The following is a 23667-nucleotide window of genomic DNA, read 5'->3' on the forward strand; positions in this document are numbered from 1 at the left end:
GTCGGAGGAAAAGTGAACTTCAAGCGCACCAGTGCCCTGGTCGGCGTCTTCGCCGTGGGCGCCATGACCCTGGCCGCCTGTGGCAGCGACGACAACACCGCCGGTGGCGAAGCCGCCAAGGCCAACACCAACGTTGCCTGTGGCGGCAAGCAGGCGCTCAAGGCGTCCGGTGCCTCCTCGCAGAAGAACGCTATGGAGCGTTTCGTCGCGGCCTACGAGACCAACTGCGACGGCTTCACCCTGAACTACACCTCGAGCGGCTCGGGCGCGGGCGTCAACGAGTTCATCGGTGGCCAGACCGATTTCGGTGGCTCCGACTCGGCGCTGAGCTCCAAGAAGGAAGAGCCGGCCAAGGCCGCGGAGCGTTGTGGCGCCCCCGCGTGGAACCTGCCGACCGTCTTCGGCCCGATCGCCATCACCTACAACGTCGACGGCGTCACCGACCTGGTGCTCGACGGCCCGACCGCCGCCAAGGTGTTCAACGGCTCCATCGCCACCTGGGATGCCCCCGAGATCAAGGCGCTCAACCCCAATGCCAAGCTCCCCTCGGAGAAGATCGCCGTGATCTTCCGCTCCGACGAGTCGGGCACCACCGACAACTTCCAGCTCTACCTCGACGCGGCCTCGGACGGCGCGTGGGGCAAGGGCGGCGGCAAGACCTTCAACGGTGGCGTCGGTGAAGGCGCCAAGGGTAACGAGGGCACCTCGGCCGCCATCAAGAACACCAAGAACTCGATCACCTACAACGAGTGGTCCTTCGCCAAGGCGCAGAACCTGTCCATCTCGCAGATCATCACCTCCGCGAGCAAGGACCCGGTCAAGCTCTCGGCCGAGACCGCTGCCAAGGCTATCGACGGCGTGAAGATCAAGGGTGAGGGCAACGACCTGGTCCTCGACACCAGCTCGTTCTACAAGCCGACCGTCGCCGGCACGTACCCCATCGTCATGGCCACCTACGAGGTCGTGTGCTCCAAGTACGCCGACGCCGAGACCGGCAAGGCCGTCAAGGCCTTCCTGACCTCGGCCGTCACCAACGGCCAGGCCGGTCTGACCGAGGCGGGCTACGTGCCGCTGCCCGACGCGTTCAAGACCAAGCTGACCACCGCGATCAACGCCATTTCCTGATCGCTACCTGGCCATGACCACGCACCCTGAGGTGACCGCCGCCGGCTCGTCGAATTCGACGAGCCGGCGGGCGGCCGGAGATACTGCGAATATGCCGACCGAACCGAAAATCGACAAGGCCCCTGACGGGGGTCGTACCGGCCGCCTGAACGCCGAGACGATCTTCCGATGGATGGCCACCGCGGCAGGCGCGACGATCGTCGCCGCCATCGCGTTGATCGCGCTGTTCCTGCTGATTCGCGCGGTCCCCTCGCTCATGGCCGACAACGCCAACTTCTTCACCAGCACCGAGTTCTCGACCGGCAATGCCAACGATCTCCGCTTCGGCATTCGCGACCTGTTCATGGTCACGGTCTTGAGCTCGGTGTTCGCGCTCATCGTCGCGGTGCCGATCGGTGTCGGTATCGCCCTGTTCCTGACGCATTACGCGCCGTCGCGGCTGGGCAAGCCGTTCACGATGCTGATCGACCTGCTCGCCGCGGTGCCGTCCATCGTGTTCGGTCTGTGGGGCTTTCTGGTGCTGGCGCCGCAGATCTCGCCGGTGCAGGAGTTCCTCAACGAGAACCTGGGCTGGTTCTTCCTGTTCTCCGACGGCAACGTCTCGATCGCGGGTGGCGGCACCATCTTCACCGCCGGTGTCGTGCTCGCGGTGATGATCCTGCCGATTATCACCTCGGTGGCGCGCGAAGTGTTCGCGCTCACCCCACGCGCCCACATCGAGGCCGCGCAAGCTCTCGGCGCCACCAAGTGGGAAGTTGTGCGGATGACGGTGCTGCCCTACGGGCGCAGCGGTGTGATCGCCGGTTCCATGCTCGGCCTCGGCCGCGCGCTCGGTGAGACGATCGCCGTCCTGGTCGTGCTGCGTACCGCCAGCGACGCTGGTGCCTGGTCGCTGTTCGACGGCGGCTACACCTTCGCCTCCAAGATCGCCTCGGCGGCCTCGGAGTTCAGTTCACCGCTGCCCACCGGCGCTTATATCGCCGCCGGCTTCGTTCTCTTCGCGCTGACCTTCGTCGTCAACGCGCTGGCCCGCCTGGCCTCCGGTGGAAAGGTGAACGGCTGATGACCACCACGACGACCCTCGACAAGCCGCTCAAGGCACCCACCTTCCGGCACGTCAGCACCGGCAGGCGGATCAAGAACAACATCGCGACCGGTCTGGTCACCCTCTGCTTCATCATCGCGCTGATCCCGCTGGTGTGGGTGCTCGGGCTGGTAGTGAGCAAGGGCTTCACCGCGATCATCTCCGCCGACTGGTGGTTCAACTCGCAGAAGGGCATTCTGCCCGACCAGACCGGTGGCGGTGTGTACCACGCCATCTACGGCACCATCGTGCAGTCGGTGGTCGCATCGGTGATCGCGGTGCCGCTCGGCATCATGGCCGCGATCTACCTGGTCGAATACGGTCGCGGTCGACTCGCCAAGGTCACCACCTTCATGGTCGACATCCTCGCCGGTGTGCCCTCGATCGTCGCCGCGCTGTTCATCTTCGCGTTGTGGATCGCCACGTTCGGCATGCCGCAGAGCTCCTTCGCCGTCTCGCTGGCCCTGGTGCTGTTGATGCTGCCGGTGGTGGTGCGCAGCACCGAGGAAATGCTGAAGCTGGTGCCCGATGAGCTGCGTGAGGCGTCCTACGCGCTCGGCGTGCCCAAGTGGAAGACGATCCTGCGGATCGTGGTCCCCACCGCCGCGCCCGGCATGATCAGCGGCATCCTGCTTTCCGTCGCTCGCGTGATGGGTGAGACGGCGCCCGTGCTGGTGCTCGTCGGCTACAGCAAGTCGATCAACCAGAATGTCTTCGATGGCAACATGGCCTCGCTGCCACTGCTGATGTACCAAGAGCTGGCCAACCCGGAGGCCGCGGGCCGCGAACGTGTCTGGGGTGCGGCGCTCACGCTGATCCTGATGATCGCGGTGCTGTACCTGGCTGCCGCCGGCGTCAACAAGCTGCTCACCCGGAACCGATAGAAGCGAACGGAATACTCCTCATGGCCAAGCGGATCGACGTCAAAGATCTCAACATCTATTACGGCAGCTTCCACGCCGTGGCGAATGTGGAACTGACCGTGCTGCCGCGCAGCGTCACCGCCTTCATCGGCCCCTCCGGCTGTGGCAAGTCCACCGTGCTGCGCTCGCTCAACCGGATGCACGAGGTGACCCCGAACGCCCGCGTCGAAGGTGCCGTGCTGCTCGACGGCGAGGACATCTACAGCTCGGCGATCGACCCGGTCGGCGTGCGTCGCACCATCGGCATGGTGTTCCAGCGCCCGAACCCGTTCCCCACCATGTCGATTCGCGACAACGTGGTGGCCGGGCTGAAGCTGCAGGGTGTGCGCAACAAGAAGGAACTCGACGAGGTCGCCGAGCGCTCGCTCAAGGGCGCCAACCTCTGGAACGAGGTCAAGGACCGCCTCGACAAGCCCGGTGGCAGCCTCTCCGGTGGTCAGCAGCAGCGTCTGTGCATCGCCCGCGCCATCGCGGTCTCGCCCGACGTCCTGCTGATGGACGAGCCGTGTTCGGCGCTTGACCCGATCTCCACCCTGGCGATCGAGGACCTGATCACCGAGCTCAAGAAAGAGTTCACGATCGTCATCGTCACCCACAACATGCAGCAGGCCGCGCGCGTGAGTGACCAGACCGGTTTCTTCAACCTCGAGGCCCAGGGCAAGCCCGGCCGCCTGATCGAGATCGACGACACCGAGAAGATCTTCTCCAACCCCACCCAGCGAGCCACGGAAGACTACATCTCCGGCCGCTTCGGCTAGCGCTCCCCCGCCTCCCCGCGACTTCAAGCCAGACCTGGACGCGGGGAGGTTTGCGTTGGCGGCCAGACGATGGTGGTGGCTGGTGCAGCCCGTGCCCGGTGAGTTACCCATGTTCGTGCGAGATCTGTGAGTAGGTAAAGCAAAAGGCCCGTGCATTGTGCACGGGCCTTTTGCGTTCTTACTCAGCTGGTTTCGACTTCCTCGTCGCCTGGGAGGACGCCGGTTACCAGGAAGATGACGCGGCGGCCGATCTCGACGGCGTGGTCGGCGAAGCGCTCGTAGTAGCGGCCTAGGAGGGTGACGTCGACGGCGGCGGCTACGCCGTACTTCCAGTCACGGTCCATCAGGAGGGTGAACAGGTGGCGGTGGAGGTCGTCCATCGCTTCGTCGTCCTGGTTGAGCTGGGCGGCGCGCTCGGGGTCGCGGGTTTCGAGCACCTCTTTGGCGCCGGCGCCCATGTTGACCGCGATGCGGCCCATCTCGGCGAAGTAGCCGTTGACCGACTCCGGGAGGGCGTGGGCCGGGTGGCGCCGGCGGGTCACCTTGGCGACGTGCAGCGCGAGCGCGCCCATCCGGTTGACGTCGCCGACGATCTGGATCGCGCTGACAACCTGGCGCAGGTCGCCCGCGACGGGTGCCTGCAGGGCGAGCAGCGCGAAGGCCTTCTCCTCGGCCTCGGTGATCATCACCGAGATCTGATCCTGCTCACCGATGACCTGCTCGGCCAGACTCAAGTCGGCCTGCAGCAGCGATTGGGTGGCCTGTTCCATGGCCTGGCCAGCGAGACCGGCCATCTCGCCGAGGAGGTTGGCGAGATCGGCCATTTGCTCGTTGTAGATGACACGCATGATTGCTGACCCTAGTGGGTACCCGGACCGCTGTCACCCAACACTGGGTTAATGCCGCATGGCAGTGTCGTGGCAGGTCAGCGGCTGTGACTTACTGGCAGGTCTCGTCGGCGGCATTCATGTGCTCGAGGTCCGACGGTAGCGCGATCGGTCCGGCACTGTGCGGTTCGCCCATCGGCACGTTCGGCAGTTCCGATCCGACCGGTGTCACCGTGCGCACCGTGCCCGCGAAATCGGCGCCGACCACCACTTCGATGATGCTGCCCAGTTCGTTGGCCTGCTCGAGGACCGCACCGGGGATAGTGCTCGCGACGGTGGCGGCTTCGGCCTCCAGACCCTCGGCGAAGCGGATCTTCGATGTCGTCGAGGTACCGCTGGCGTAATTGCCGACGCTGTAGATGCCGAAGCCCTGGTAGTCGAGCTTGGAGGCGACGGTTCTGGCCGCGCCCGAGGAACCCGAACCGTTGGACACCAACAGCGACATCGTGCTCGGCGACACTGCGTACTGCTTGGGCGCGGGCGGCGCGGAAGTCGGTGCCGAACTCTGGACCTCGGGTGCCTTGGTCTCGCCCGGCAGCGGCTGATCGTCGATGACGGCGCGGAAGATGGCCTTGATATCGGATTCGCGCGGAATCTCGTTGCCGTAGGAGGTGGTGCCTGCAGTCGGGATGGTCAGGAACGTCACCGCGCCCGCGTCCATCTTCTGCAGGGAACGGCCGAGCAGCAATAGGTCCTGCGGGTTCACCTTGTCGACGAAGGTGTGGGCGGAGAACGCCTGGATGAACCCGTTGAGCTTGCCCGGATCGAAGAGCACCCTGCTCGACAACGCCCCACGCAACAAGGACGCGAGGAACCGCTGCTGTCGGTTGATCCGGTCGTAGTCGCTGCGTTCCTCGCCGACCACGTGTCTGGCACGCACATAGTTGAGCGCGGTCTCGCCGTTGATCCGCTGCTTGCCCGAGGTCTCCAGCACCGGGCCGAGCACACCGTCGATGATCGGTTTGGTCGAGCACACCTCGACGCCGTCGACCTGGTCGACCATGGCTTCGAAGCCGGCGAAGTCGATGCCGATGAAGTGGCCGATGGTCAGGCCCGACATCTTGCGAATCACGTCGACCAGGCATTTGGGGCCACCGAGGGCGTAGACGGCGTTGAGCTTGTCGCCCATGGCCGAGGGGAACTTCTGGTCGGTGTAGGCGGCCTTCTCGTTGTCCCAGCCCGCGCACACCGGGCGGGTGACATCGAGGTCGCGCGGGAAGGACACGACGACCACGCGCGAACGGTCCTTCGGGATGTGCACCAGCATCGCCGTGTCGGCGCGGGCGCCCTCGGTGTCGGCGGCCGAGCCCGCGCCCATCTGGGCATTCACGCCGGCCCTGGTGTCGGTGCCGACGATGAGGTAGTTCTCGTCGCCGAGCTGCATGTCGCCGTCGAGCACGTCGCCGGTGGCACCGCCGCCGAGCGCATCGATCTGGTTGAGGCTGTTGCCGGTGGCCTGCAGGTAACTCCAGCCGCCGCCGGTGATGACGAGGGCGAGCACCGCGATGAACGTCAGCGCGACCCGCCCCGCCATCCGCGCCTGCTTGCTCCGCCGACCTTCGCTGTCCGGCCGACGTGGCGGTGCGGCTGACGTGGTTTTGACCGGCCTGGCGCGCTTGGGCTCGGTGGTGGCGGTGACCGTAGGGAGGATATCGGTGGGCGGATCGATCGGATCGGCCACGCGCCGGGCCGGGGCGGCCTTGCGCGGCTCTTTCGACTGGGCCGGTAGCGCGGTGGTCGCGGTGCGGTCGGCGGGGGACTCGGCGCGATGCGGTGCGGTGCCCGCGATGTCGTCGACGACGGGGGAGCCGTCGGTGCGGGGTGCGAGGTCGGGACGTGGGGTGGGGCGCGGTGCCTGTTCGCGGGCGCGGCGGCCCGCGCGCGAGCCGGGCTCGGTGTTTTCGGCGGGGGGCACGCGTCTGCTGCGCCTGGTGCGCTCGCTGTCGACGCGGTTGACGAGGTCGGCCACCGTCAGTGGCGCGGCGTCCTGCGTCGAGTCCGCGTGCCGGGAACGGCGCGAGCCGGTTTCCGGTTGCTCGGTGGGTTCGGCCGCTGGGTAGCGCTCCCAGGGGGCGCGATTTCCGGGCCGGGGCGTACGCCCGCGCCGATCGTCACCCACCAACGAACCTCACTTCTCTATCTGGCGCAGCCTGCGCGGCATCGCGCGGCTCCGATTCGAACCAGAGTCGAACGATCCCGCAATGATAACGATTCCGCCACGAGTGGCCACTCCAGTGCGCACGGGAATCGCGAACGATCTGGTTGCGAAGTTTCCGCGGAGTTCGGAAAGCCCTGCTCGAGCGGGTGCAATCGACCGAAACCGCGAAGGCTTACGAATTGATGTCGGCTTGTTATCGGCGCCTGATCAGCCGCCGCTGTGCATCACATCGGCCGCGGCCGGAACCGTGTCGTCCTCCGGGTCGTCGAGCCAGCCCTCCGGGAGCACGACCTTGGTCTGCGGCGAACCCTGGCGCCCGCGCGGCCCGAGCGCGTCGGTGGGGAACGGCACAGTCGGGTCGAGCTGACCGACCAGATCCTCGATCTGCGACAACTTCGACACGGTGGCGAAGCTACGCCGCAGCTGCGAGCCGACCGGGAAACCCATCAGATACCAGGCCATGTGCTTGCGGATATCGCGCATGGCCTTGTCCTCACCGTCGTGCTCGGTGAGCAGGGTGGCGTGGCGCACCAGGATCTCACCGACCCGGCCGAGCGTCGGCCCCTCCGGGATCGGTTCGCCGCGCAGGGCCGCGCTGAGTTCGGCGAAGAGCCAGGGGCGGCCGAGGCAGCCGCGCCCGACCACCACGCCATCGCAGCCGGTCTCGTTCATCATCCGCAACGCGTCGTCGGCGGTGAAGATATCGCCGTTGCCGAGCACCGGGATGGAGGTGACGGTTTCCTTGAGCCGTGCGATGGCCGACCAGTCGGCGGCCCCCGAGTACAGCTGGGCCGCGGTGCGCGCGTGCAGAGCCACGGCGGCGGCGCCCTCGGCCTCGGCGATGCGGCCGGTGTCGAGGTAGGTGTGGTGGTCGTCGTCGATGCCGATCCGGAACTTGAAGGTCACCGGAACGCCCGCCGGCTCGGCCGCGGCCACCATCTCGCGAACGATATTGGCGAACAGCCTGCGCTTGTACGGCAGCGCCGAACCACCACCGAGCTTGGTCACCTTGCGCACCGGGCAGCCGAGATTGAGGTCGATGTGGTCGGCCCAGCCCTCGCCGACGATGATCCGCACCGCCTCGCCGAGCGTCTTGGGATCCACACCGTAGAGCTGCATCGAGCGCGGATGCTCGTCGGCGTCGAACGACATCATGTGCAGCGTCTTCTCGTTGCGCTCCACCACCGCGCGCGCGGTGATCATCTCGCACACGTAGATCGAGGTCGCGCTCCCGAACTCCCGGCACAACCTGCGGAAGGCACGGTTGGTGATGCCCGCCATCGGCGCGAGCACAACCGGCGGATCGACCGGGTAGGGCCCGATCCGCAGCGCCGGGGGCGCCTGGGGCATCGTGATAGTCACGGCTGCCATTCTCTCATCCGGCCCGATGTGATCGATCTCGCGCATCGAAGACTTTGCCCGGGTCATGACCGCCATCACGACCGCCCGTCTCCGTTTACCTGTTACTCGGAGTACGAGCATTGTTCGCGACTCAGTAGCCTGGACAGGCTGGCATCGTCGCCTCCGGCGGTGCGCTGTCCCCACGTAATCGGAGAAGACCCCATGGCCGAAAGCAACGAAGACGCCACCGACCTGACGAAAACCCCTGCCGCGCCGGACAAGGGCACGGTCGCTGTACGCGTCTCGTCGCTGGTCGGCGGCGCCGTGATCGCCGTCCTCGCGATCATCGCGATCGTGCTCGGTGTGCTGCTCGGCTCGGCGCGCTCGGAGATCTCCGACACGAAGAACCAGGCGGCCGACAACGCGAAGGCCGAGCAGATCGCCCTCGACTACTCCGTCGGCTCGGCCACCCTGAACTACCAGGACGTCAATGCCTGGGTAGCCAAGCTCAAGGCAGGCACATCCCCCGAACTGTCGAACAAGTTCGACGCCACCGGTGCGAAGCTCGAGCAGATCATCATCCCGCTGAAGTGGACCTCCACCGCGGTACCGATCACCGCCAAGGTGCTCGCGCAGGAGGGTGAGGTCTACAAGGTCGCGGCCTTCGTCGACGTGAGCACCACCAACGCGCAGAACCCCGACGGCCTGCGCAACACGGTCACCTACAACATCACCGTCGACGCGGGCAAGGACTGGAAGATCACCGACGTCGGCAATGCCGACGGCGCCCTCCCGGTCAAGTAACCCTCGACAGACGAAAGCGCCGCCCACCGGATTCCGGTGGGCGGCGCTTTCGTAGTGAGATCTACACGGAGACCATTTCGCGCCGCTTGGCTTCGCGAGCGAGCATCTTGTCGCGCTGCTCCTCGAACTTGAGGACGTCTTGGCCCAGCTTCTCCAGGAAGTCTGCCAGCCGCTCACGGGTGGCCTCGCCGCGGGCGGTGAAGTCGGTGCGGTCGAAGACGTTCCACTTCTTGAGCACCGGCTGCACGACCTCTTCGAGGTGCTGACGCAGGTCGTAGATGCCGTGCTTGGCCATCAGGACGCCGTTGCGGCGGAAGTTCGGCATGCCGGCGCCGGGCATCTGGAAGTTCTCGACGATCATCGAGATCGCCTCGATGGTCTGGTCGGGGCTCAGGTCCATCGCCGCGCCGCAGAGGTTGCGGTAGAAGATCATGTGCAGGTTCTCGTCGGCCGCGACGCGCTGGAGCATGCGATCGGCGATCGGGTCGTCGCACACCCTGCCGGTGTTGCGGTGGCTCACCCGGGTGGCCAGTTCCTGGAAGGTCACGTAGGCGACCGAGTGCAGGAAGCCGGCGTCGACCTCGGTGGGGGAGGCGAAACCGTTGGTCATGTGGATCATGCGCGCCTCTTCGAGGGCGACCGGATCCACGCCGCGGGTGACAACCAGGTAATCGCGCATCACGATGCCGTGCCGGTTCTCCTCGGCGGTCCAGCGACCGACCCAGGTGCCCCAGGCACCGTCCTGGGAGAAGTTCTCCGCGATCTCACGGTGGTAAGACGGCAGGTTGTCCTCGGTGAGCAGGTTGGTGATCATGGCCGCCTTGGCGACCTCACTGAGCTTGGACTGCTCAGGATCCCAATCGATGCCGCCCATGGCGGCGAAGTTGCGGCCCTCGTCCCACGGGACGTAGTCGTGCGGATGCCATTCTTTTGCGAGCGACATGTGGCGGTTGACGTTTTCCTCGGCAACCGGCTCCAACTCCGTGAGCAGTTCGAGTTGAGTCAGATCCCTTGCCATGTAAAAACCCTTCGCTGTCGTGCTTGCGGTCGAACGTCGCGATGCGGCCATACCTTACGGCACCGTAGGTGTGATGCGGAACGCAACAGAGTGCTTTTCCGGCGAAGTTGAGCAACGCCACAACTCGACGGGATGACCGATGGTCGTGCTGACGAGTCTAGGTGCTCGGCCCGCAGCATAGGGACTATCGCTGCGGGCCTCGCGGTGTTAGCTACCGATAGTTGAACTCTCAGCGCTTCCCGCCGAGCAGGCCGCCGAGCACGCTGCCGAGCGCGCCGCCCGCGTTCTTCGACAAGGCATCGCCGATCACGCCGCCGAGCCCGCCGGTGTTGCTGCTGCCGCCGAGCAGACCGCCGAGCAGGTCGCCCAGACCGCCGCCGGAGGCCTGCGTCTGCTGCGGTGCCGGTGCCGCGGCGCCGCCACCGCCGGTGAGCTGTTTGGCCACGTAGGCGAGCACGATCGGGGCGAGGATCGGCAGCAGCTTGCCGATCAGGTCGTTGCCGCCGGTCCCGCCGCCCGCGCCGAGCGCGCTGATCACGGTGTTCTTCTCGTCACCGAAGACGTTGTCGACGATCTTCTCCCCGTCGTCGGTGTCCACTTGCTGCAGATCGACCGCGCCCTCGCCTTCGACGAGGCCGCCGTGGTTGTCGAGCGCGCCGAGCAGTGACGCCGCGCCCTGTGGCTGGGCGGCATTGGCCTGGAGCCCGCCGAGCAGCGTCGGCAGCGCGGCCTGCACGGCTGTGGTCGCGGTCGCCTGGTCGACGCCGAGCTGGTCGGCGATCTGGGCGATGGGTACTTGGGACAGCAAATCGTCGAAGGAAGTCATCTCACTCCGCCTGAGGTCGAGGGTGCCCGGTAGCCCGGGTCGCGCTCAGGTTAGGCGAAACCTCCGCCTTCGCTGCGGCCATGCGCAGCTGAGGAACGCTGCGCGTCGGCGCCCATTATGTGAATCGATGCACGAAACCCGTGGTTTCGGCGGCGTCTGCGCTTGGCGCGTCGCCACGTGACGATGGTCACGGTAGTTGGTGGTGCCCCCTGTAGGACTCGAACCTACGACCTAGTGATTAAAAGTCACCAGCTCTACCAACTGAGCTAAAGGGGCGCGCAGCGGAGTCTAGCGGACGCTGTGCCGAAGGGCCGAATAGTGGTCCCCGGTCGAGTTGCGGACGGCTGATCGCCGCTGGTGGCGGCCGGTAACGACACCGACGCCCGCGACGATTCTCGGTAAACACCTGGTGCCCAGGGTCATCCACGCCGGGGGTTGCATATGGCCGTCGAATGCTGTTGTATCGCAACATCTTTCGACAAGCAGGGGTGCAGCAGCGATGGAGTGGTCCAAGGTGGGCGCCGGTCTCGCGACCGTTCGGCGAACTTCGCCGGTGCCGATGAGCCGGTCAACCGGGCTGCGCGCCTACGGAATTCGTACCCGAAGTAACCATTCCGGTAGCGCCTCGTTTGCTGACGTGGATAACCGGACCGGATGTTCGGATAGGTACTCCAATCGCCGCGTGTCGACTCGGGAATGCAGGTACGGTGATCGCCTGGTGAATTTCGAAACAATCACCGGTGCCGCGTTTTCCGTGGTTCCGGTGCAGGGTGCGGCGTTTCGGAATTCACCGACGGATTGCGGGCCGAGGTGATCGCGATGGGTGCGCGAACTCCCGGCAAAGGGGTAGTCGTTACCGCAGGAGGAGGCGGTTCTCACAGGTGGCGGGGCCGCTGTGGGCGGCGCCGCGAGTCTTTCATACCGAAAGTTTGAATTAAAACCACAATTCGCGCCGTCGGTCTGTATTCGGCCGGCGGCGTCGAGAAGGTTCGGAGGCGTTTCGAGCATGGCACGGCAGCAAGAGCGGGCGCGCCGGACACGCGCGGCGATTATCAAGTCCGCGGCCGTCGAGTTCGGGAAGAGTGGATATGCCGCGGCATCGCTCAACCGCATTCTGGAAGGTTCGCGCGCCACCAAGGGGGCGATGTACTTCCACTTCGACTCCAAGGAAGATCTAGCGCGCGCGGTGCTCGAGACCGCGGTCGAGCGGTACCGGATCTGCGCGGAGCGCTGGCTGGCGCGCGCCGACCTCGGTCCGCTCGACGTGCTGCACGGCATGGTCGACGAGATCGCGCTGCGCCTGGAACACGACACCATCGTGCAAGCCGAGTACCGCCTCGTGATCGAACCCGACTTCCATCGCGACACCGGCAACGGTGGCGGACGCATCGTCGGCCGCGCCACCCGCGTGCTCGCGGTCCGCGCCATCGACGACGGCCACCTGCGCGCCGACGCCGACCCCGACCGCTTCACCCGAACCCTGTCCGCGGCACTGGCGGGCCAGCGCTATCTGGTCGACCCGATCGCCAACGGCTCCGCCGCCGACCTGCGCGCCCGCTTCGCCGAGGTGCTGGAGGTTATCGTGGAGGCGATGGCGACCCCGCTGTGGATCCAGAACTTCCGCACCGAGGGCTGGCGCGAACAGGCACGCCTGGATGACCTCGGTTTGGGCGCCTGACCAGGCGATTTGGAACTCTGCGCACACCTGTCATAAGCTATGCGAGCTCCCAACGGAAACGTTGAAGCCGCCCCGGAGAGATTCGGAACGAGCCCCCTTCGTCTAGCGGCCTAGGACGCCGCCCTTTCAAGGCGGTAGCGCGGGTTCGAATCCCGTAGGGGGTACAGTCTTCGGACTGTGTCTAGTAGTACTGCAGGTATGCATGGCCCTGTAGCGCAGTTGGTTAGCGCGCCGCCCTGTCACGGCGGAGGTCGCGGGTTCGAGTCCCGTCAGGGTCGCACGTAGTACCAGAGCAATCCGGTACTTCCGGCCAGGTAGCTCAGTTGGTACGAGCGACCGCCTGAAAAGCGGTAGGTCGCCGGTTCGATCCCGGCTCTGGCCACCTTCGATCCCCTCACCGAAGTACACGGTGAGGGGATTTTTCGTTTTCCGGTGGCGAGCCGTTTTCCGGTGGCGAGCCGGTCAGCTCGTGATCGGCATCCGCAGGGCGTTGGCCCACAGGCGCGTCAGGGTGTGGACAACTTCTTCCATCGGTATCGGCCTCCCGTCGAGCTCGCCGTCGCCGATGACGTAATAGTTGAAGGCCATGCGGCTGACCATGCCCGAGAGAGCGCGTGAGGTGAGCATCGGGTCGACATCGGGGTCGGCGAGGCCGCGTCGCTGAAGGTCGGCGATGCCGCGGGCATTGCGCCGGATGAAGGCATCGCCACGGTGCTGGCGCAGCTTGCTGAATTCGGGGTCGATCTGGGCGACCTGTTCGAGCAGGCCCATCAGCTTCGCATTGCGCTTGTAGGCCTCGAAGTAGGCCAGGTTGGCGGCTTCGATGATCGAGGCCGGGTCGTCTTCGCCGGTCACATGTGGCATGCCGGGATGCATCATGTCTTCCTGGGCGTGCTCGAGGATCGCGGCGAAGATCTCCTCCTTGCTCGCGAAGTAGGTGTAGAAAGTGCCCGACGAGCAGTTGGCTTCCTGGGTGATGTCGATGAGCCGGGTGTCGAGGTATCCCATCCGCTCGAACACCTTCCGGCCCGCCGCGATCAGCGCGTTCCGCGTGCGCAGACCGCGCTGGGTGGCCGGCAGGTCGCGCAACAGCGAGGTGCGTGCCATCGAAGGCAGCGCGCCCTCGCTGTCGGTGTCCGCGGCTCGTTCCATGGTTGTAGTTATATACCGGCGTTCAGGGGTGGAACACGACGCGGCCGACGGTATCGCCGTCGCCGAGGCGGCCGAGTCCCGCGGGGATGTCGTCGAACATCAGCCGTTCGCTGATCAGTGGTTTCACTTGTCCGGCCGCGGCGAGCCGGGTCAGCTCGGCATGGCAGTCGTGGATCGCCTGCTGATTGTACTGCGTGTAGAGACCCCAGTGCAGGCCGATGATCGAATAGTTCTTGATCAGTGCGTGATTGAGCGCGGGCTGGGGGATGGTGCCGCCGGCGAAGCCGATCACCAGGATGCGGCCTTCGAAGGCGATGCATTTGGTGGACTTGGCGTAGGCGTCGCCGCCGACCGGGTCGTAGACCACGTCAGCGCCGCGACCACCGGTGAACTCCTTGACGATCGGCACGAAATCCTCGGTGTGCCGGTCGATCACGAGATCGGCGCCGAGCGCGCGGCAGTAGTCGGCCTTGGCGGGCCCACCGACGACGCCGATCACCCGCGCGCCCGCGGCCTTGCCCAGCTGCACCGCGGAGCTGCCGACGCCACCCGCCGCGGCGTGCACCAGCAGCGTCTCGCCGGGCTGCAACCGCGTCCGGCGGTGCAGGGCGAACCAGCTCGTCTGATAGCCGATGGTGAGTGCGGACGCCTCGGCATCGTCGAGGGATTCCGGTGCGGGGAAGGCATTCTCGGCATCGAGCACGGCCAGTTCGGCGAACGCGCCGCCGGGCAGGTTCGCGGTGCCGACGATCCGGTCACCGATCGCGAACCGGTCGACGCCGGCGCCGACCGCCAGTACTTCACCGCACAGTTCGACACCAGGGGTGAACGGTAGCGGTGGCTTGACCTGATATTGCCCACGGCACAGCAGCACATCGGGGAAGTTGGCAGGCGCCGCGAGAACGCGCACCAGCACCTGCCCCTGACCCGCGACCGGGTCGTCGATGTCGTTGAACTGCAGTACATCCCGTGGTTCGCCGAGTTCGGCTACTTGCCAGGCTTTCATCGTGATCAGTACTCCTGTTTCTGCGTACGTCTGATACCCGCGGTGCGGCCGGTCAGCGCCATTTGCGCAGTTCCTGACTCGCGATGGCGCGCTTGTGTACTTCGTCGGGGCCGTCGGCGAGCCGGAGCGTGCGCAGTTGCGCCCAGGCGGCGGCGAGCGGGAAGTCGTCGGAAACGCCGCCCGCGCCGTGCACCTGAATGGCCCGGTCGACGACCTTCAGCGCGATGTTCGGCGCGGCCACCTTGATCGCGGCGATCTCGGTGCGCGCGGCCTTGTTGCCGACGGTGTCCATCAGATGGGCGGCCTTGAGCGTGAGCAGCCGGATCATCTCGATATCGATGCGCGACTCGGCGATCCAGTCCCCGATATTGCTGTTGTCGGCCAGCGGCTTGCCGAAGGTGACCCGCGCCTGCGCGCGCTTGCACATCATCTCCAGTGCGCGCTCGGCCATGCCGATGCTGCGCATGCAGTGGTGGATGCGGCCGGGTCCGAGCCGGGCCTGGCTGATCGCGAAACCCTCGCCCTCGCCCTTGAGCACATCGGTGGCGGGCACCCGCACGTCGGCGAAGTCGATCTCGGCGTGGCCTTCGCGTTCCTGGTAGCCGAACACCGGCAGCCCGCGCAGGATCGTGACGCCCGGCGCGTCCATCGGGACCACCATCATGGTCTGCTGGCGGTGCGGTGCCGCGGTGGGATCGGTCTTGCCCATCACGATCATCACGCGACAGTTCTTGTGCAAGGCATTGGTGGCGAACCACTTTCGGCCGTTGAGCAAGTAGTCGTCGCCGTCCCGCACCATCGACAGTTCGATATTGGTCGCATCCGAGCTGGCCACCCGCGGTTCGGTCATCGCGAAGGCCGAGGCCATGGTGCCGTCGAGCAGCGGCTTCAGGTACTTCTCTTTGTGCTCCTCGGTGCCGAACAGTTCGAGCACTTCCATGTTGCCGGTGTCGGGGGCGTTGCAGTTGCAGGCCTCGGACGCGAGATGGCTGCGGCCCATGATCTCGGCCAGCGGTGCGTATTCGAGGTTGGTCAGGCCCGGCCCGCGGCCGGGGTGCGGGTGGAAGAGGTTCCACAGTCCGCGCCGTTTGGCCTCGGCCTTGAGCTCTTCCAGGATCGGCGGCTGGAAATGGGGGTCGCCGGATTCGCGCATCTGCGCGTCGTAGACGCTCTCGGCCGGGTAGACGTGCGTGTCCATGAAGTCGAGCAGGTCTTCGGAATACTTCTTCGAGCGGTCGCTCAGATCGAACAGTGACATGGATTTCTCTCTCGCTCAGCGGGTTTCGGCCAGCAGTGACGACTGGTAGCGACGCATGCCGCCCAGCCAGCGGTCGTAATCGGCACCTTTGTGGCGGTACATCTGCAGCACCTGCGGATGCGGCAGGATCAGGAATTCCTCGGCGGCGACGGCGGTGAGCACAATGTCGGCCACTTCGGCGGGTTCGAGGACCTCGCCCGCCGAGACGACGGCGCGGGTCGCCGCGACACCGAGCTCCTCGCCCGAATCCTGGCCCGCGTACAGCAGTTTCGTGTTCACGCCCATCGGGCACAGGCAGCTGACGCGAACACCCTGGTCGCCGTAGGTGACGCTGAGCCACTCGGCGAACCCGACCGCGGCGTGCTTGCTCACCGAGTAGGTGGCCGAACCGATCTGGGTGAGCAGCCCCGCGGCGGAGGCGGTGCTGACGAAGTAGCCCGCACCGCGTTCGATCCACTGGGGCACCAGCAGTCGCGCGGCGCGGATGTGAGCGCGCAGGTTCACCTCGAGCGCGCTGTCCCAGTCGTCGTCGCTGACGTCGAGCCCGGGGGCGCCGACGATGCCCGCGTTGGCGAAGTACAGGTCGACCGGCCCGAACCGCTGTTGTGCCAGCGCGATCAGGCCGCTGATCGCCGCGGTGTCGGCGGCATCGGCCCCGACACCGACGGTGGTGCCGGGGTGATCGGCGTTGATCTGCTCCGACACGGCGAGCGCGGCGGCCTCGTCGAGGTCGGACACCACGACCTTCGCACCGGCGGCGGCGAGCGCGGCGGCCAGCGCGGCGCCGATGCCCGCGCCGGCACCGGTCACGATGGCCACTTTCTCGGCAACTCTCATCAGAAGTCCTTTCGCCCGGGCTGTTTCCAGCCCGAGCAACGGTCGTATCGAAGGGTCAGTACAGCTGGGTTCCCGGCACCGCTTCCGGGTCGTCGCGGACGGCCGGGGTGTTGGTCTCGCGCAGCTTCCACGCGCTGAACACGGTGATCAGGCCATGGCCATCAGGAACAGCGAAACCCCCCGCCTGCCGATTCGGTCCGACAGGGCTCCTGCCCACAGGATCACCGCGGTGAGCAGGCCGGAGGAGATCAGCGAGATGGCCAGCAGCGCATTGCGATTCATGCCGAGTTCGGCGGTGCCGTAGCTGAGCAGGCCCGATCGAGCTGCCGACCAGGCCGGCGGCGAGCAGCTTGCGATGCGCGCGTTTGCCGGCGGCCGACGACGGTGCTGTGTCGGGCAAGGGCGGCGGTGTGGTGATGGCTGTCCGCTGGCCGGGTTCGATCATCGATGACTCCTCGGTGAATCCGCAGGGTTGAAACTATTGGAAGTTGACGTCAACTTCAAGTGAGTGAGCGCTTGCTCAGTGTGAGCTCGCGAAGATGTAATGTCAATCACAGACATAGCGAAGAGGAATCAGGTGACCGGGCTACTCGACGACGACCCACTGGCCGACCCGGCCGCCGCGCTGGGCGACACCGCGCAGCGCCTGCTCGACGCCGCGGTAGTGCTGTTCTCCGACAAGGGTTTCGAGGCCACCCGCACCAGGGACATCACCGCAGCGGCCGGGTTGAGCCCGGCGGCGATGTATGTGCATTTCGCCTCGAAGGAGGATCTGCTCTTCCGGCTGGTCGAGCATGCCGTCGAGAACACCCTCACCATCATCGAAGCCGCCGTCGCGCCCCATGCCGAGCCGGTGGACCGCATACGGGCCTTGGTCACCGCGTTCAGCGTCCTGCACGCGCGCAGCTACCGGCGGGCGCGGATCGCCCAGTACGAGAGCAGGCACCTCGCCCCCGGCCACCACGAGCTCGTCGCGGCGATCCGTCGCCGGATTCGGCTGGCCGCGGTCGCGGAGGTGCGGGCGGGGATCGAGCGCGGCGTGTTCACCGTCGCCGATCCCCGCGTCGCCGTGCTGGCGATGATGTCGCTGGGGATCGACATCTGCCGGTGGTACCGGCCGGGCGGTGAGTTCACCCCGGAGGAACTCGGCGACATCAACGCCGATCTGGTGCTCAGGATCCTGCGCGCGCCCGGCTACTGACGAGGGTGGCGATCCAGGTGCGGGTGTCGGCGGGGTCGATCACGTCGTCGAGCTCGAAACCCGTCGCGGCGGTGAGCGCCTTGCCCTGCTGGTAGGCCAGGGTGAGCAACTGCGCGAACAGCGTCTCGCGCTCGGCCGGATCCGCCACGGCGGCGAGCTCTTTGCTGAAGCCGAGGCGAACGGCGCCCTCCAGCCCCATCGGGCCGATCTCGCCGGTGGGCCAGGCGACGGTGAAGTTCGGCGCGTGGAAATGGCCCGCCGTCATCGCCATCGCACCGAGGCCGTAGCCCTTGCGCAAAATGATCGTGCCGAACGGGACGCTCAGTTGGGCGCCGAGCACGAACAACTTGCTGAACCGGCGCACCGTCGCGGTCTTCTCCGCTTCCGGACCGACCATGAAACCCGGTGTGTCACACAGGGAAACGACCGGCAGCCCGAAGGATTGGCACAGGGTGAGGAACTCGCCCATCTTGTCGGCGGCCTCGGCGTCGATGGCACCGCCCAGGTGATGACTGCTGTTGGCGATCAAGCCGAACGGTTCGCCGTGCACCCGAACCAGCGCGGTGACGATGCCGACCCCGTAGTCGGGCCGCAATTCGAGTACCGAGCCGACGTCGACGATCGCGTCGATGGCGCGATGGATGTCGTAGGCACGTAACCGGTTCTCCGGCACCACATGTCGAGCCGAGCGTGGATCCGGTGCTTCGAAATCGTCGACCCGGCCCTGGAAATAGCCCAGGTACTGCTTGGCCAGCGCCACCGCGTGCGCTTCGTCGCGGGCGACCAGGTCGACCACGCCGTTGCGCCGCTGCACGTCGATCGGGCCGATGTCCTCCGGGCGGTAGACGCCGAGCCCGCCGCCTTCGATCATCGCCGGTCCGCCCATGCCGATATTGGCGTCGGGCGTCGCGATGATCACGTCGCAGGCACCGGCCAGGGCGGCGTTGCCCGCGAAGCAGCGGCCCGACACGATCGTCACCAGCGGCACCTTCCCGCGCAGCGCACCCAGCGCGCGGAAGGTTGTCACGTCCAGGCCCATGCCGGTCCAGTCGGTGTCGCCCGGCCTGCCGCCGCCGCCCTCGGCGAACAGCACCACCGGAACCCGCTTGCGTTCGGCGAGTTCGAAGGCGCGGTCGGTCTTGGCGTGGTTGTTCTTGCCCTGTGTGCCCGCGAGCACGGTGTAGTCGTAGGAGATCACCACCGCCTCGGCGTTGTCGAAGTGGTCGGCGCCGATGGTCGCCAAGCCGGTGATCAGGCCGTCGGCGGGGGTGTTGGCGATCAGGTCTTCTTCGGTGCGTCTGGTGCGCTGGGCGGCGAAGGCGAGCGCGCCGTATTCGACGAAGCTGCCCGCGTCGACCAGGTCGGCGATGTTCTCCCGTGCGGTGCGTCGACCGAGCTTGTGCCGCTTCGCTACGGCCGCCGGGCGGGATTCGTCGAGCGTCACCAGGTGCCTGGCGCGGATCTCGTCCACATCGGCGCGGGCGCGGTCGGGATCCAGATCGGTGTGCGCGCTGCCGGATTCGTCCGCACCGGTGCGGGTGATGATGACGAGTGGGTCGCCCGGCGCGACGACCTGGCCGGGGCGGACCAGCGCCCGGACGGTCCTGGCGGCATCCGGTGCGGCGAGCACATGCTGCATCTTCATCGCCTCGAGCACGACGAGCTGACCACCCGCGCCGATGTCGACACCCTCGTCGATCACCTCGACCACCGTGCCCGCGAGCTGGGCGCGTACGGCCTCCTGACCCGGATACAGCTCGACGGCGGTGACCGCGACCTCGGGCTGATCGGTCTGTGCCGCCGCGACCAGGTCGGTCAGTCGCTCGGTGAGAAAGCCGGTGGTGGCAAGGCCGGACTGGAAGGTGCTGTCGGCGAGGATCTCTCGCAGGAACGAGATGTTGGTACCGATGCCGGTCACGGTGAACTCGGCGAGCGCTGTCGCGGCCTTGCGGGCGGCGGCGGGGAAGGACTGGCCACGGGTACGGGTGATCACCTTGGCCAGTAGCGAGTCGTAGCGCGGGCTCGGAGTCAGTCCGGGGCGGCCGAATGTGTCGACCCGCACGCCCGGCCCGGTCGGTGGGGCGAAGGTGTTCAGTGTGCCCGCGGTCGGCACCGCCGAACCGTCGGCCGTCATCGTCTCCATGTTCACCCTGGCCTGGATCGCGATTCCGTCCGCGGCGGCGGGTGCGCCGGTGGAATCGGTGCCGTCGGAGACGATTCCGCTCGGCAGATCCAGGTCGGCGAAGTGCGTGCCCTGGGCGATCGCGAGCTGCACGGCGACCAGATCGATGCCGGTCACCTCCTCGGTCACGGTGTGCTCCACCTGGATTCGCGGATTGACCTCGAGGAACACGAATTCGGCGCCGGAGACCAGGAATTCGACGGTCGCCAGTCCGCGATAGCCGACCTGGGCGCACAGCCGGGCTGCCGCCGTGTGCAGTTCCCTGCGCAGATCCTCCGAAAGGCCCTGAGCAGGCGCGATTTCGAGCAGCTTCTGATGCCTGCGCTGCACACTGCAATCGCGGTCGCCCAGCGCCAGCGCCGTGCCGTCCGTGGCGATGATCTGCACTTCGATGTGCCGGGCGTTCTCGAACAACACCTCGGCGAAGACCGCGGGATTGCCGAAACCGAGCTGTGCCTCCGCGGCGCACTGCCGGTAGGCGTCGTCGATCTCCTCGGCGGTCCGCACCACCCGCATGCCACGGCCGCCGCCACCGGCCAGCGCCTTGATCATGATCGCGCCGGGGTGCGTGCCGAAGAACGCGTTGACCTCCTCGGCGGTGGTCGGCCCCTCGGTCGCGGGCAACACGGGCACGCCCGCGGCCACGGCGGTCGCGCGGGCCGAGGACTTGTCACCGAACAGGTCGAGCACCGCGGGATCGGGGCCGACGAACGTGACGCCGTCGGCCGCGCAAGCACGGGCGAATTCGGCGTTCTCGCTGAGGAATCCGTAACCGGGATGGAGGTAGTCGGCGCCGGATTCCTTGGCGGCGGCCAGGATCGCGGCGTGGTCGAGATAGGGCGCGGCGCCGGTGCCCGCCAACTCGATCGCCTCGCCCGCCGCGTGCACATTGGGGTTGTCGGCGTCGTCGCCTGCGTAGACCGCCACGGTGTCGATGCCGAGTTCGGTGGCGGTGCGGATCACCCGCAGGGCGATCTCGCCGCGATTGGCGATCAGCAGCTTCACTGGATGTCCTCGGATTCGGTGGCGGCGATGCGCTCGGTCATGGTGAACAGCTCGCCCTTGCGGATCTTGCCGGTCGCCGTCATCGGCAACGCGTCGAGAATCTCGATCTGGGGGACCTTGTAACCGGCCATGTTCTGTCGGGCCCAGGTCCGTAATTCGGCTGCCGCGATGGATGATTCGGGGATCAGCTGGACGAAGGCGAGTGGCACCTGTCCACGTTGTGTATCGGGTTTGGGCACCACGCCGACGGTCTGCACCTGCGGGTGCAGCATCAGCAGGGATTCGACCTCGGACGGGAACACGCTCATGCCGTTGACCTTGATCATCTCCTTGTTCCTGGCCAGATAGTGCAGCGCGCCACGTTCGTTCAGCTTGCCGACGTCGCCGGTCTGCAACCAGCCCGCGCGCACGGTCGCCGCGGTGGCTTCGGGGTTGCCGTAGTACCCGGTGAGGATCGAGGGGCTGCGCACGATGATCTGACCTTCGTGGCCCATCGGGACCGGCGCGCCGTCCTCGTCGACGATCAGGATGTCGGTGCCGGGGACCGGCAGGCCGCAGAACACCGGCTCGCTGCGCAGGTCGTAGTCGTCGTCCTGCAGGCCGAGGGTGAAGGTGTCGGCGGTGTGGGTCTCGGTCATCCCGTAGCTGGTCTCGCGCAGGGTGAGTCCGGTGGCGGCGCGCCAGCGAGCCCGGATCTCGGCGTTGAGTTTCACCACGAACGAGACGCCGGTGGTGTTCTCCAGCGCGGTGATTGCGGCGGGGTCGAACGCCGGGTGGTCCATCATCTCCACGTAGTTGTCGATCATGCCGATCATCGAGGTGACCCGGTAGCGGCCGAGCAGACGCAGCGCCGTCTCGGCCTCCCATCGGTTCATCAGCACGGCGGTGCCGCCGTTGACCAGTGGGAACAGGATGCCGAAGTCCTCGCCCGCGATCCAGAACACCGGCAGGAAGTTCAGCGCGACGAGCGGGCGTTCGCCCACCCGCAAGCCGTTGCCCACCGTGGCGGTCGCCGCGGTGTAGACCATGTGCCGCTGGGTGTGCTCGCAGCCCTTCGGCATGCCGGTGGTTCCGCCGGTGTAGTTCAGCGCGGCCAGTGCGTCCGGATCGGCAGGTTGGGCTGGGGCGCGCGGGCTTTCGACGATCTGTTGCCAGTCAGTCTCGGCCGCGGTGGTCTCGAAGGGGGCGGCGACGGCGGGTTCGTCGATGAACATGTCGGACAGTGCGGTGAACGCGACCTGTCGCACCGGCGTATCCGCGCGCACCTCGTCGACCAACGTGGACAGATTGTCCTGGGCGAGCAGGATTGTCACGCCCGCGTCGACGAGTTCATGGCGCAGTTCGTGGGCCCGGAACAGGGGATTGATCGGTACGTGCACCGCGCCGATCTTCAGGATGCCGAGCATGGCGACGAGGAACTGCGGACAGTTGCTCAGATACACCCCGATCCGGTCGCCTGGCTGTGCGCCGTTCGCGAGCAGCCAACCGGCGAAACGGTCGGAGAGCTCGTCGTATTCGGCGTAACTGATGTCGCGGCCGTAGTAGGCGATCGCGGTGGTCTCGGGTCGACGTGTCGCCCAGTGGCGCAGGTAATCGACCAGGGCCATCGATTCGATCGGATACTCCACCGTGCGCGGGACCTGTGCGGGCCAGGCAGCCTGCTGCCGGGTGTGGATCTCCGCCAGCGCCGCGGTGAGCGCGGGCGGGGCGACGGTGGTTGGTTCGACGGTCATGGGCACATCCGTTCCGGGTACTCGGTCTAGCTGGTGAAGCCGATCAGTCGTTCGGCGATGGCGATGTGGTCGGTGATGAACTGTTCGTGCCGGTCGTGGTCGGCTCCGGCGAGCCGGGAGGCGCCGATCAGCAGTGCGTCGGCGAGGGTCTCGACGATCCGCGGCAGTGGGGCGCACGGGTCGATCTCGCCGCGCACCTCGTCGCGTTCGAGAAAGGCGGTGAACCGCTTGCGCAGGCGAGTGCGCACCCGCGACCACTGCGCGCCGATCGCGGGATCGATGCCCGCCCGGTGCTCGATCAGCGCCACCAGCGCGCCGTTGGCGAACACGGCTTCCGTGAACGCCCGTGTGGTCGCCCCGATCACCTCGGCCGCCGCGGTGACCTCGACGTCCACCACGAATTGCGCGTCGAGGAACTGCGCGCACACCCGCTCGGTGATCGCCACGAACACCTCGTCTTTCGAGGAGAAGTACGCGTAGAACGTCGCCCGGGAGACCCGAGCGCGGGTGGTGATCGTCTCCACCGAGGTCTGGTCGTACCCGAGTTCGGCGAAACACTGGGCCGCCGCGTCGAGCAATTCGCCCCGCCGCGGTCCCGCGCTGTCCTTGCGCGCCGACCGTGCCCGCTCCTGCGCCTCGCTTGTGGTCACCGTCACAAGTGTTGTTGACGTTGACGTCAATGTCAACAACT

At 66.9% G+C, this 23667-nt stretch carries 20 protein-coding genes and 4 tRNA genes; 10 read left to right on the forward strand and 14 right to left on the reverse strand.

Annotation, left to right across the window (positions count from 1 at the left end):
- Nucleotides 1-12: 12 nt before the first annotated feature.
- The 4 genes from pstS to pstB all read left to right on the forward strand — a co-directional run bounded on the left by pstS (nt 13) and on the right by pstB (nt 3890).
- Entirely contained in the window at nt 13-1125 is a 1113-nt protein-coding gene (gene pstS, locus ACFWO8_RS28370) for a phosphate ABC transporter substrate-binding protein PstS (protein ID WP_378967327.1), read from the forward strand.
- Nucleotides 1126-1216: 91 nt separating this feature from the next.
- Nucleotides 1217-2188: a phosphate ABC transporter permease subunit PstC gene (gene pstC / locus ACFWO8_RS28375; RefSeq protein ID WP_378967335.1), complete on the forward strand. Its 972-nt coding sequence runs from the start codon at nt 1217-1219 to the stop codon at nt 2186-2188.
- Nucleotides 2188-3093 carry a phosphate ABC transporter permease PstA gene (gene pstA / locus ACFWO8_RS28380; protein WP_378967347.1) on the forward strand — a complete coding sequence of 302 codons (906 nt, stop codon included), beginning with the start codon at nt 2188-2190 and terminating at the stop codon, nt 3091-3093. Before pstC ends, pstA begins: the two co-directional genes overlap by 1 nt.
- 20 nt (nt 3094-3113) lie before the next feature.
- Nucleotides 3114-3890, forward strand: coding sequence for a phosphate ABC transporter ATP-binding protein PstB (pstB, locus tag ACFWO8_RS28385; protein WP_378913935.1), 777 nt, complete (start codon nt 3114-3116; stop codon nt 3888-3890).
- 182 nt (nt 3891-4072) lie between these two features.
- Here pstB and phoU read toward each other — a convergent pair whose 3' ends face one another.
- From phoU to dusB, 3 genes are all read right to left on the reverse strand, one after another.
- Nucleotides 4073-4738: a phosphate signaling complex protein PhoU gene (phoU, locus tag ACFWO8_RS28390; protein WP_378967364.1), complete on the reverse strand. Its 666-nt coding sequence runs from the start codon at nt 4736-4738 to the stop codon at nt 4073-4075.
- Nucleotides 4739-4829: 91 nt separating this feature from the next.
- A complete protein-coding gene (locus ACFWO8_RS28395; protein ID WP_378967372.1) occupies nt 4830-6896 on the reverse strand; it encodes an LCP family protein in 2067 nt (688 codons plus the stop codon).
- 246 nt (nt 6897-7142) lie between these two features.
- Entirely contained in the window at nt 7143-8306 is a 1164-nt protein-coding gene (gene dusB, locus ACFWO8_RS28400; RefSeq protein WP_378967383.1) for a tRNA dihydrouridine synthase DusB, read from the reverse strand.
- 192 nt (nt 8307-8498) lie between these two features.
- On the opposite strand from dusB, the gene ACFWO8_RS28405 reads away from it, so the two are divergent.
- Complete coding sequence (locus ACFWO8_RS28405) at nt 8499-9080, forward strand: hypothetical protein (RefSeq protein ID WP_378967389.1); 582 nt, start codon at nt 8499-8501, stop codon at nt 9078-9080.
- Nucleotides 9081-9141: 61 nt separating this feature from the next.
- On the opposite strand, the gene ACFWO8_RS28410 is transcribed toward ACFWO8_RS28405, so the two are convergent.
- The 3 genes from ACFWO8_RS28410 to ACFWO8_RS28420 all read right to left on the reverse strand — a co-directional run bounded on the left by ACFWO8_RS28410 (nt 9142) and on the right by ACFWO8_RS28420 (nt 11200).
- A complete protein-coding gene (locus ACFWO8_RS28410) occupies nt 9142-10098 on the reverse strand; it encodes an acyl-ACP desaturase (RefSeq protein WP_378967395.1) in 957 nt (318 codons plus the stop codon).
- Nucleotides 10099-10327: 229 nt separating this feature from the next.
- On the reverse strand, nt 10328-10924 hold the full coding sequence (locus ACFWO8_RS28415; RefSeq protein WP_378967403.1) for a DUF937 domain-containing protein: 597 nt from the start codon (nt 10922-10924) through the stop codon (nt 10328-10330).
- Nucleotides 10925-11124: 200 nt separating this feature from the next.
- Nucleotides 11125-11200, reverse strand: a tRNA-Lys gene (locus ACFWO8_RS28420).
- Nucleotides 11201-11930: 730 nt separating this feature from the next.
- Between ACFWO8_RS28420 and ACFWO8_RS28425 the strand changes: the two genes are divergently transcribed.
- The 4 genes from ACFWO8_RS28425 (at nt 11931) to ACFWO8_RS28440 (ending at nt 12984) form a co-directional block, all read left to right on the forward strand.
- Nucleotides 11931-12602 (forward strand): TetR family transcriptional regulator, encoded by a 672-nt coding sequence (locus ACFWO8_RS28425; protein WP_378967413.1) that lies wholly within the window; start codon nt 11931-11933, stop codon nt 12600-12602.
- Between the two features lie 91 nt (nt 12603-12693).
- Nucleotides 12694-12766, forward strand: a tRNA-Glu gene (locus tag ACFWO8_RS28430).
- 40 nt (nt 12767-12806) lie between these two features.
- Nucleotides 12807-12880 (forward strand) — tRNA-Asp (locus tag ACFWO8_RS28435).
- Nucleotides 12881-12910: 30 nt separating this feature from the next.
- Nucleotides 12911-12984, forward strand: a tRNA-Phe gene (locus ACFWO8_RS28440).
- A gap of 80 nt (nt 12985-13064) precedes the next feature.
- Here the strand turns inward: ACFWO8_RS28440 and ACFWO8_RS28445 are convergent.
- From ACFWO8_RS28445 to ACFWO8_RS28465, 5 genes are all read right to left on the reverse strand, one after another.
- Complete coding sequence (locus tag ACFWO8_RS28445; protein ID WP_378967418.1) at nt 13065-13754, reverse strand: TetR/AcrR family transcriptional regulator; 690 nt, start codon at nt 13752-13754, stop codon at nt 13065-13067.
- Nucleotides 13755-13776: 22 nt separating this feature from the next.
- Nucleotides 13777-14760, reverse strand: coding sequence for an NADPH:quinone oxidoreductase family protein (locus tag ACFWO8_RS28450; RefSeq protein ID WP_378967423.1), 984 nt, complete (start codon nt 14758-14760; stop codon nt 13777-13779).
- A gap of 52 nt (nt 14761-14812) precedes the next feature.
- Nucleotides 14813-16018, reverse strand: a complete 1206-nt coding sequence (locus ACFWO8_RS28455; RefSeq protein ID WP_378967434.1) for an acyl-CoA dehydrogenase family protein — start codon at nt 16016-16018, stop codon at nt 14813-14815.
- Nucleotides 16019-16033: 15 nt separating this feature from the next.
- Nucleotides 16034-16855: an SDR family oxidoreductase gene (locus ACFWO8_RS28460; RefSeq protein WP_378967448.1), complete on the reverse strand. Its 822-nt coding sequence runs from the start codon at nt 16853-16855 to the stop codon at nt 16034-16036.
- Between the two features lie 147 nt (nt 16856-17002).
- Nucleotides 17003-17137 carry a hypothetical protein gene (locus ACFWO8_RS28465; RefSeq protein WP_378967458.1) on the reverse strand — a complete coding sequence of 45 codons (135 nt, stop codon included), beginning with the start codon at nt 17135-17137 and terminating at the stop codon, nt 17003-17005.
- 295 nt (nt 17138-17432) lie between these two features.
- On the opposite strand from ACFWO8_RS28465, the gene ACFWO8_RS28470 reads away from it, so the two are divergent.
- Nucleotides 17433-18056, forward strand: coding sequence for a TetR/AcrR family transcriptional regulator (locus ACFWO8_RS28470; RefSeq protein WP_378967465.1), 624 nt, complete (start codon nt 17433-17435; stop codon nt 18054-18056).
- On the opposite strand, the gene ACFWO8_RS28475 is transcribed toward ACFWO8_RS28470, so the two are convergent.
- From ACFWO8_RS28475 to ACFWO8_RS28485, 3 genes are read right to left on the reverse strand one after another with little or no spacing between them, the layout of a single operon-like run.
- Nucleotides 18028-21243, reverse strand: a complete 3216-nt coding sequence (locus ACFWO8_RS28475; RefSeq protein ID WP_378967472.1) for a carboxyl transferase domain-containing protein — start codon at nt 21241-21243, stop codon at nt 18028-18030. The two genes, ACFWO8_RS28470 and ACFWO8_RS28475, sit on opposite strands and share 29 nt — an antisense overlap.
- Nucleotides 21240-22976: an AMP-binding protein gene (locus ACFWO8_RS28480; RefSeq protein WP_378967481.1), complete on the reverse strand. Its 1737-nt coding sequence runs from the start codon at nt 22974-22976 to the stop codon at nt 21240-21242. The genes ACFWO8_RS28475 and ACFWO8_RS28480 overlap by 4 nt, the downstream gene beginning before the upstream one ends.
- A gap of 26 nt (nt 22977-23002) precedes the next feature.
- A complete protein-coding gene (locus ACFWO8_RS28485; RefSeq protein ID WP_378967490.1) occupies nt 23003-23626 on the reverse strand; it encodes a TetR/AcrR family transcriptional regulator in 624 nt (207 codons plus the stop codon).
- Nucleotides 23627-23667: the final 41 nt, after the last annotated feature.

It is taken from the genome of Nocardia sp. NPDC058480, assembly GCF_042720495.1.
GTDB lineage: Bacteria > Actinomycetota > Actinomycetes > Mycobacteriales > Mycobacteriaceae > Nocardia.